6 protein-coding genes and 1 pseudogene are annotated in these 10280 nt (G+C 38.1%); 3 read left to right on the forward strand and 4 right to left on the reverse strand.

Annotated elements, in window-relative coordinates; genetic code table 11:
- The first annotated feature begins 316 nt into the window (after positions 1 to 316).
- Together adeR and adeS are read left to right on the forward strand one after the other, a co-directional pair.
- Positions 317 to 1044, forward strand: a pseudogene (adeR, locus tag FTT63_RS14125) (efflux system response regulator transcription factor AdeR).
- Positions 1034 to 2140, forward strand: coding sequence for a two-component sensor histidine kinase AdeS (gene adeS / locus FTT63_RS14130; RefSeq protein WP_032073131.1), 1107 nt, complete (start codon positions 1034 to 1036; stop codon positions 2138 to 2140). Before adeR ends, adeS begins: the two are co-directional and overlap by 11 nt.
- Before the next feature lie 103 nt (positions 2141 to 2243).
- Here adeS and FTT63_RS14135 read toward each other — a convergent pair whose 3' ends face one another.
- The 3 genes from FTT63_RS14135 to FTT63_RS14145 all read right to left on the reverse strand — a co-directional run bounded on the left by FTT63_RS14135 (position 2244) and on the right by FTT63_RS14145 (position 8136).
- Positions 2244 to 3758 carry an MFS transporter gene (locus tag FTT63_RS14135; protein ID WP_032073148.1) on the reverse strand — a complete coding sequence of 505 codons (1515 nt, stop codon included), beginning with the start codon at positions 3756 to 3758 and terminating at the stop codon, positions 2244 to 2246.
- A gap of 113 nt (positions 3759 to 3871) precedes the next feature.
- Positions 3872 to 6976 carry a multidrug efflux RND transporter permease subunit gene (locus FTT63_RS14140; RefSeq protein ID WP_270915313.1) on the reverse strand — a complete coding sequence of 1035 codons (3105 nt, stop codon included), beginning with the start codon at positions 6974 to 6976 and terminating at the stop codon, positions 3872 to 3874.
- Positions 6973 to 8136, reverse strand: a complete 1164-nt coding sequence (locus FTT63_RS14145) for an efflux RND transporter periplasmic adaptor subunit (RefSeq protein ID WP_032073150.1) — start codon at positions 8134 to 8136, stop codon at positions 6973 to 6975. Before FTT63_RS14145 ends, FTT63_RS14140 begins: the two co-directional genes overlap by 4 nt.
- Before the next feature lie 426 nt (positions 8137 to 8562).
- Here FTT63_RS14145 and FTT63_RS14150 point away from each other — a divergent pair, with 426 nt between their 5' ends.
- Positions 8563 to 9159, forward strand: a complete 597-nt coding sequence (locus tag FTT63_RS14150; protein WP_074163998.1) for a LysE family translocator — start codon at positions 8563 to 8565, stop codon at positions 9157 to 9159.
- 27 nt (positions 9160 to 9186) lie between these two features.
- Here FTT63_RS14150 and FTT63_RS14155 read toward each other — a convergent pair whose 3' ends face one another.
- Complete coding sequence (locus FTT63_RS14155) at positions 9187 to 10005, reverse strand: AraC family transcriptional regulator (RefSeq protein WP_032073151.1); 819 nt, start codon at positions 10003 to 10005, stop codon at positions 9187 to 9189.
- Between the last annotated feature and the right edge of the window lie 275 nt (positions 10006 to 10280).

Below are 10280 nucleotides of genomic sequence, written 5' to 3' on the forward strand. Positions count from 1 at the left end.
TAAGTTCTTTATCCGACATAGACACCAACATATCAAACCGTCCGCTAAGAAAATTGCAAAAGTGCATATTCTAAAAGCGGACATTTTTACTTTGGAGAAACCGGACATTTCTACTTTGGGCTTACAACTCTCGTTTCGTATAACAGCCATTATGTTAAATGAATGATAATTGACATTTTGTTCATTAATACTGATATGCAACGAATTTTATTATATGTCACCCCTCAATTACAAATATAAATGACTGCTCGTCTAATCATCTCCATTACACAATTAAATGTTAAAATGCATAGCTACTTCATCTAAGATAAAATATATGTATCCAAATCTACAGCACAGCTTCGAAAACAGCGTCATTCTCGTTGTAGAAGATGATTATGATATTGGTGACATTCTTGAAAAATACATAAAAAATGAAAACATGCAGGTCATCCGTGCATTGGATGGACAACAAGCTTTAGAGTGCCTAAAAGCCAACTCTATCGACCTGATTCTCCTTGATATTAAATTACCCAAACTAAATGGCTGGGAAATTCTACAAATCATCCGTCAAACAAGTCTTTACCTGTCATTATGCTGACTGCCTTAGATGATCAAGTGAATAAGATCATGGGGCTAAAAATGGGTGCTGATGACTTTATTATTAAGCCATTTAACCCAAACGAAGTGATTGCACGAATACAAGCCGTACTTAGACGAAGTACAAGCCAAAATATGGAAATAACTAATATTATTCGTTATAGAAATATTGAAATTAATCCAGATCATCATCAAGTTTACATTTCAAATGGTCAAAGAAATCAGTTGCTCAACCTTACGTTAACTGAGTATAAGATACTGTTTTTGATGGCAAAAACACCGAATAAAGTCTTTACACGTAATGAATTGATCCAAAACTGTATGCCTGAAAGTGATGCTTTAGATCGCACTGTAGATAGCCATATCAGCAAATTACGCAAAAAACTTGAAGAAAATGATGTAAATGGCTTATTAATCAATGTCCGTGGCGTGGGGTATCGCTTAGATCAAAATCATGAAATTTAACTTTTTTAAAAATTCTGTTGGAATTAACTTCCAGTTTATTATCATGATGAGCCTATTCAATTTAGGCATTACGCTGTTATCTTTCATGATTGGCTATTTTGTTTATAGCTGGGCGATAAAAATAGGTTTTCTAAATACACAAGTTATTAATTCAAATGAATTTTCAGTTACCTCCGTTGACTTTATCTGGCTGTTTTTAGTGCTATTAACAGGCTTTTTTCTTTCTACTATCCTCGCCTTTAAATATGGAAAACGCTATACACAGCCAATTAGTGATTTAGCAGATGTTATTCAACAAATTCAACAAGGCAATTTAGCACTCAGAATTAAACAGCCACATCATGATATTCCACATGAAATCAAGTCTCTTATTGAGAACTTCAATGAAATGGCAAACCAACTTGAAGTATCAGTTAAGAATTCAACTGTTTGGAATGCTGCAATTGCACATGAATTACGAACACCTGTGACAATATTACAAGGTCGCTTGCAAGGTATTGTCGATGGTATATTTATTGCCGATAAAGCTTTACACCTAAGCTTATTGAACCAAGTCGAAGGCTTATCTTACCTTGTGGAAGATTTACGGACACTGACACTTATTGAAAATAAACAATTACGATTAGAACTAGAAAAGACCAATTTAAAAAATAGTATTGAAAAATGTCTGCAGATGTTTAATGAACGGTTTCATGTTAAAGGTTTAACTATTGTTTTAAATTTGACGGATAAATTGGTTTGCGTTGATATAAGAAGGATGGAACAGGTCTTTATTGCATTGTTCTCTAACTTTCTAAGATATTCGAATGCTGGAAAAATAAATATTACATCTGTAACCACAGCAGAACATTGGGTATTGACGTTTGAAGATGAAGGTCCTGGTATTGATGAATCGCATCTTAAACACCTGTTCAAACCCTTCTATCGACTGGAAGACTCTAGATCATGTCTAGATGGCGGTACTGGATTAGGCTTGGCAGTGATTGATGCAATTATTGAAGCACACCAAGGTCATATTTATTATTCTAAATCCAAAAACTTAGGTGGCAGCTGTTTTACTATTCAACTAAATCGTAAGACATCAACTCATTTATAATGTGTTAAGTTCAGATTAATACGGCTTAATTTAAACCATAAATTTAAGATAAATTGATGTCTGAACTTAACCATTCTGTTTGATGATCCTCAAATAAATTTCATCACAATGAATTCTCATCTCGATATTTAGCTAGCATAAAAAATACCACAATGGAGAGTATCCCGATGATAATCCCTGCTGTTAATAATAAATTAACATGAGCTGAACTGAAGGCAATTTTACCTGCGTTAATCAATGCTGTACCTTGTTCAACGGGTAACTGGCTCGCCACTAAATAGGTATCACCAATCGAAAGTCTGGCTTTTTCTGCTAAAACAGCAGTTAAATCTGACGGCACTTGAAGATGACTGCCAAATATATAGGCCATGAAAACACCAAATAAAGTAATACCTAGTCCTGTACCCAGTTCATAACCTGTACTTTCAAGTGAACCTGCCGCACCGCCCTTTTCTGCAGGTACTGAGCCCATGATCGCAATGGATGAAGCTGTTAAACCAATACTCAGTGTTAATCCAATCGAAGCTAAAATAAAGGGAACGATGATTCCCGGATGATGAAAATCTGAATAACTCAAACTGACCAACGCAATTGCTGCCAATATTAATGACATGGTCGCAACCAGACGGAGTCCAAATTTATTGGATAAAAAACCAGCAATAGGCCCGCCAATAGCGGCCGCAACCATAATCGGAACCATAAAAAGACCGGCTTGCAGCGGTGTTAAACGAATGACATATTGCAGCTCCATTGCCAAAGTTAACTCAACCCCTGCCAAAGCGCCTGCAGCAACCATTGCCATAATAATGCCGGCTAAAATAGCAGGACGTGAAAATAGCGAAAGATCTAGCATCGGCTGAGGAGAATTCAGCTGTTTGCGTACAAATATGGTTAATAAGCCGATAGATAAAACGACCAAAGGCAAGACAATCAACAACGACTGTTTACCGCCTAAGCCTGCTTTTAGTGCATATACAAACGAAATCAAACCGACAATCAGCAATAGCGCTTGACCAAATGCCCAATGTCCAGGGGTTATAGCTTCTTTTCGGGACAATAAGAAATAGCACATTGGTGCGACAACCAGCATGATTGGGACGTTAATCAGGAAAACTGAACCCCACCAGAAATATTCTAACAATCCCCCACCAATGAGCGGTCCAATGGCGGCACCGGCTGATCCGATTGTGCCCCAAATACCCAGCGCAATGGCACGTTCGCGACTGTCTTCGAAGGTTCTGCGAATAATACCCAATACACAGGGCATAATCATGGCACCGCCTAATGCTAATAAAGCACGTGCGGCAATCAGCATAGAAGCCGTTTGGGAAAATGCCGCAAGGACTGAAGCAATTCCAAATATAACCAAGCCAATCAGCAGAATCTTACGATTGCCGACACGATCAGCCAAAGTTCCCATCGGAACTAAAAGTCCAGCCATAAGTAATGGATAAATATCAATAATCCATAAGACTTGGTTACTTGTGGCACTCAGCGATTGGGTTAATGAGGGAACCGCAACATGCAGTACAGTCATATCAATCACAATCGGCAGAAATGCAAGCACGACAGCGAGCAATATCCACCAGCGTTTCGGATCAAGATTGGTAGCTTTCATGATTAAACCTATATTGATGGTTTATTAAATCAATTCTGAAATAAAGATGTAAATGAAAGATTTGTTGTGGGCTAAACTCGTTAACCCACAGCTTTTATTCTCAGTTTTGATGCTTAATGTGCCGCTTTACGTTTCGAGAATTTCTCAACCATGCTCATGACGACAATAAAGAAAATCGGTACAAAAATAACAGCTAGAATTGTTGCGCTGATCATGCCGCCAAAGACGCCTGTACCAATCGCTTTTTGAGTTTCAGAACTAGCGCCACTGGCAATGACTAAAGGAATAACGCCACAGGTAAATGCCAAAGATGTCATTAGGATTGGACGTAAGCGCAATTTAGCGGCTGCAACGGTTGCCTCCACTAAACCCATTCCTTCTTCTCTTAGTGCTTTTGCAAACTCAACAATCAAAATAGCATTCTTTGCAGATAGACCAATAATCGTGATCATGCCGACCTTAAAGAAAATATCATTTGGCATACCACGTAACATTACTGCTAAAAAGGCGCCAATCAACCCTAGAGGGACAACTAGCATCACAGAGAATGGAATTGACCAGCTTTCATAAAGCGCTGCCAAGACAAGGAAAACGACTAACATCGACAACAGTAATAAAAACAAGGTTTGTGATTCCGACTGTTTTTCTTCTAGAGAAATCCCAGTCCACTCATAACCCACACCTTTCGGAAGTTGTTCAATCAAATTTTCCATCTCAGTCATGGCTTGTCCTGAAGATATACCTGCTGCTGGACTGCCAGAAATACTCAATGATGGACGACCGTTGTAACGATTGTATTGTTGTGGGGAATGTTGCCAAATTGGAGTAATTATTTCAGACATTGAAACCAATTTACCGCTTTGACTGTTCACCTTAATCTGAAGAATATCTTCAATACTCATGCGTGATTTGGCATCAAGTTGCACAATGACTTGCTGCATACGGTCATGATTTGGAAAATCATTGATATACATCGAACCCATTGAGGTTGAAATAATATCGGTCACATCACTGAAATTAACACCTAATGCCTGCAATTTATCTCTATCAATTTTAAGCTGTACAGAACTGCCATCTGGCAAACCTTCAGGATAGACCTCCGCCACGATTTTACTTTGTGCTGCTAATGCTAAAAGCTGATCTTGTGCTTCTCTTAAAGCAGGCATGCCAATATTGCCACGATCTAATAATCTCAGTGAAAAACCAGATGAGTTACCCAATTCATCAATTGCTGGTGGTAACACAGACATGGTTTGACCTTCTGAACTTTCAGCCATCGCTATATTGGCATTATTCACGACTTCTTGTGCCGTAATAGTACGCTCTTCGAATGGCAATAGATTGGTAAAATACATCGCTGTATTCTGACCAGATCCACTAAAACCAAAACCTAAGACCGCCATATTGTCTTTAATCCCCGTTTCTTGGTCTAAATAATTTTGAAACTCAGCAACGACTTTACGGGTACGTTCTTGAGTTGCATCCGCAGGAAGTTGAATCGAAGTCATAAACCACCCCTGATCTTCTTCTGGCATAAACGCAGTCGGAACGTGTTTAAAACTAAAAATCAGCACAATGACAATGCCTAAGAAACATAACATTGCGAGGGTTTTATGTTTAATTACTTTAAATAAACTGCGTTCATAGCGATTGTTCAGCTTCTCAAAACTGCGATCAAACGATGCAAAAACACCCTTTTTCTGATGGTCTTGATCAATCGGTTTTAACATCGTTGCACATAACGCAGGGGTTAATGTCAGTGCAAGGAAAGCTGAGAATAAAATTGAAACCGACATGGTAATGGTGAACTGACGATAGATAATCCCCACTGAGCCTGACGCCAATGCCATCGGCAAGAATACAGCGGCTAACACTAAGGTGATGCCAATAATCGGATTGGTAATTTCCTTCATGGCTTTAGATGTGGCTTCAACTGGAGATAAGCCTTCTGTCGCCATAATGCGTTCAACATTCTCAATGACCACAATCGCATCATCGACAATAATCCCGATCGCAAGCACCATACCGAACATGGTCAGCACATTAATCGAAAAACCAGCAAGCAGCATGACTGAGAATGTGCCAAGCAATGCAATCGGTGCAACAATCGCCGGAATTAAGGTGTATCGAACATTGTGTAAAAAGATAAACATGACAATAAAAACTAATGCCATAGCTTCAAGCAATGTCATGATTACTTTTTCAATCGAGATTTTTACAAAAGGTGCAGTGTCGTAAGGTATAGAGAATTTCATACCATCAGGCAGTGCTGAACCTAACTGTTCAATTTTCGCTTTAACACCTTCTGCAGTCTTGACAGCGTTGGCACCAGGACTCATTTGTATCGCCACAGCTGTAGAGGCTTTGCCATTTTCTAAAATCGCAAAGTTATACATCTGTGCCCCGATTTCGACACGAGCGACATCCGACAGTCGAACATTGGCGCCATTTTGTTGAGCACGTAAACTAATTTTCTTGAATTGCTCTACAGTTTCTAATTGACCTTGAGCAGTTAAAGGAATAGTAATTTGTTGCCCCGTCAAAGCAGGAACATCACCAATACGACCTGGTGATATCGGCAAGTTTTGGTTTTGGATGGCTGTATTCACATCTTGAATACTCAATCCATAAGAAACCAAACGATCTGGATCGACCCAAATCCGCATGGCTTTTTCAGCACCAAAATTTTGGACTTTACCAACACCGTCAACCCGCTTTAATTCTTCAATCACATAGCGAGTCATATAGTCACTGACATCAATTTCACTATATTTGCCATTCGGTGAACTTAAGCCCACCATCATTAAAAAACCAGACGACGCAGCATCGACCATCAGCCCTTGTTGTCGCACTGTTTGAGGTAAGCGTGACTCAATGGCTTTAATTTTGTTTTGCACATCAATTTGTGCAAGTTCTACATCTGTACCTGGTTTAAATGTTGCGGTGATTGTTGCTGTTCCAGAACTATCTGAACTTGAACTGTAATAAAGTAAGTTTTTGACACCTGACATTTCCCGCTCAATCAAGGTCACAACACTATCATTCAATGTTTTTGGCGTAGCACCTGGATAGATTGCCGTAATACTAATCTGTGGTGGCGCAACACTTGGGAATCGTGCAATAGGTAACTTGGGGATGCTTAGTACACCCAACAGAATAATAAATAAAGCAATCACCCATGCAAAAATAGGACGCCTAATGAAAAATTGGGACATTATTGCTGTCCTCCATTTTCCTTAATATTTGTAGGTTGCCACTGCTTAATTTTTAATTTTTGCTCAGGCTGTATACGATCAGCCCCTTCAACAATGACTTTCTCACCTGCTTGTAACCCTTGTTTGATCACATAGTTATTTTGATAACGTTGACCAAGCTGAACAGGCTTGCTTTGCGCTAAACCTTTTTGATTAACAATCGTAACATTGGCTTTACCACTAATATCATGTTGAATCGCTTGTTCTGGAACTAGGAGCGCATTTTCAACTTGAGCTCGGCTCATATTGACTCGAACATACATGCCTGGCAAAAGTTTTTGATTTTCATTATTGGCTAAAATACGGATTGTGACATCACCCGTATCAGGATCAACTTTAGTATCCGAAAATAGGATTTCACCTGTAACGTTATAAGGTTTACCCTGACTATTTAGGATTTCAACCGTATGTTTGGTATTTGACACGTCACCTTGCTGTAAAGCTTCCTGTAGTTTTTCATAATCACTAATTGATTGCTTTACATCAACATAGACTTTATTAATCTGTTGTATTACGGCCATTGCATTAGTATCACCTTGACCAACTAATGCACCCTCAGTCACTAAGATTTCACCAATCGTTCCCGAGATAGGGGCTGTAACAGTCGCATATTTAAGATTAAGTTGTTGTCTGCTTAACATGGCTTGCATTTGCGCCACATCGGCTTTTGCTTTTTGATAATCTGCTTCGGTATTGTTGTATTCCTGCTGACTAACCGCATTTACTTTTACTAATTCAGTGTAGCGTTTTAACAGCACCTGCAAACGTGTCACCTCAGCTTGTGCACGGTTTAAAGTGGCTTGATTGCTTTTTACATCTGCCTGAAATATTTCAGAATTCAATTTAAAAAGCGGTTGACCTGCTTGCACATAAGAGCCTTGCTTAAAAAGTACTTTATCAACAATTCCACCTACTTGCGGGCGAATTTCAGCAATACGGTAAGCGACAACACGGCCTGGAAGATTTTCAATTAAATTCATGGAATGCGGTAATACCGTGATGGTACTGACAACCGCTGGTGGCATTTCTGTTGGGGACTGTTCAGCATCTTTGGCTTGTGTACAGCCGATTAAAAGTACAGTTGTAATAAGTATTGAACCTATTAAATGATAATGTGTTGACATGCTTTTTCAGAGGGGGGGTTTTAGATACTACTATTTTGAAATAGCAGTGTTTATGAATTGCTGATGTTGTGTGGAGATTGTGTGGAGATTGTGTGGAGAGATTAAAAGATTTATTTTTTAATGACACGCTTAAACAGCGTGGCTTGTAAATTAGTATAAATAATTTTGTTGTTCTACAATTTTGATCGTATCTTAGTTTTTTCTCATAGTTCATGAACTTTAAAATTCTAAACCAAGACTAATATTTATATAAGCAATTGAAAATACAATACATAGTTTCTTTATACACTTATGAAGTGAACTTTAGGTGAACATAAGTTAAATAGAAATTTTTAATTAGTTCAGCACAAACGTACAATCTTTAAGGCCTATAACTCGATACCGTTCTCTCTTTGATGTTTATTGCTATCTAATTGAGTGAACTCTGTGGAAATATTTCTTTATACATTAAGCGTTATGTATAGCCCAGGCCCTGTAAATTTTATGGGGCTAAATTCTGGCCTTACAGGTCAATTAAAAAAGACTATAGGATTTTACCTAGGCATTGGTTTCGCCATGTTGATCTTATTCGTATTGTTTGGCTATATAGGTGAAGCTGTTATTCCACATGGATTGATTCATTATATTGCTTTAGCGGGTGCAATTTATACATTCTACTTGGCTATAAAAATGATTAGGGCGAATGTAGAAACAACTCAACAGCAAGAAAGCCATCTAACATTCTTAAATGGCTTATTTATTCAGTTATTAAATCCAAAAGCCATTCTCGTCATTCTACCTGTTACGACAATTATGTACCCTGCAGCCAAAATCACAGGAATCATGATCTTGATAGTTTCTTTACTGATTTCACTTGGTGCTGTTGGCGCACCATTCACCTATGCTCTGGTTGGAAAAGTATTAGGCAACAAAATTGCTAATCCTATCTGGTTTAATCGGCTAAATAAGCTGATGGGTATACTCTTGATTTTATCAGGGCTTTTTATGTTCAAAGATTTTCTTAATGGAATAAATCTGCTGTAGGACAAATTAGCCGTTCAAATCGAACGGCTATCTTTTAATATTTATCATTTTCCATTGAGTGGGAGTTAAACCAAATGTTTTTATAAAATGTCTGGTCATATGACTCTGATCAAAAAAGCCTGCATTTAAAGCAGCATTAACAATAGACTCCCCTTGAGCAAGGTAGAACTTAACTGTTTCTAAGCGACGCATGATCATATAACGGTGTGGGCTAGTTCCAAATAATAATCGGAAATCACGAGAAAGGCTCCAGCGGTCACGATCAGCATGTTTCTCTAAATCTGACAAACTTAAGTTTTCATGTGGATACGCCAAAATACACTCACGCGCTCTCTCTGCTGCCTTGTAGTCAAATTTTTTGTTTTGGTTAGATGAAGTATCTGAAATTTCACACAGTGTAGTTGCCAAATCAAATAGAGCATCTTCCTCTTCTAGGGTATCCATATAATTATTTATATTATTTAGAAAGCTATCCATTGCCCTAAACAGGCGAATATCATTACTTAAGCCATGTCTGATAAAAGGCAAAGGTTTACCCTTTAAAATGGTTTGGATCATCGCTGGTTCGATGTAAATCATTCTATAGCGATAGCCATCTAATGTTCCTGATTCACCATCATGCTTTTCATCCGGGTGTAGAACCATAGTCATGCCTGGCAAGCTATGTTGCAATGTACCTTTGTAATGAAAGTTTTGAACTCCGGAAAGAGTCCTGCCAATAGCATAAGTATCATGTCGGTGAGGTTTATAAGCATAATTGGAAAGAAATGCTTCAATTCTTTCTAATTTATGATTTTGAGTGGGGGATCTCACAATCCAATTATTTCCACTGGAGAAATCAGGCATAATTGATGGCCAATTTTTCGTAGATTCTATTGTAGATTATTTTTCACTTTTCCTAAAATTAACATAATACACGTTATACGTAATGCTTGATATTTCTCTTTAAATATCATTATATTAAAGCAAGCCGTTCTGAAATATAGGGCACCAGCAGAGCGGCTTTTTATTGATTATTCATGTTCCACGCTTAAAATTCGAACAGTGTTTCATGATTTTTATAAGTTAAACTAAATTTAGTTGCTAATCCCAATAAGCTATTCACTAACTTGTAAATATCG

Origin of the sequence: Acinetobacter sp. C15, from assembly GCF_013420645.1 — a bacterium.
Taxonomy (GTDB): domain Bacteria; phylum Pseudomonadota; class Gammaproteobacteria; order Pseudomonadales; family Moraxellaceae; genus Acinetobacter; species Acinetobacter indicus.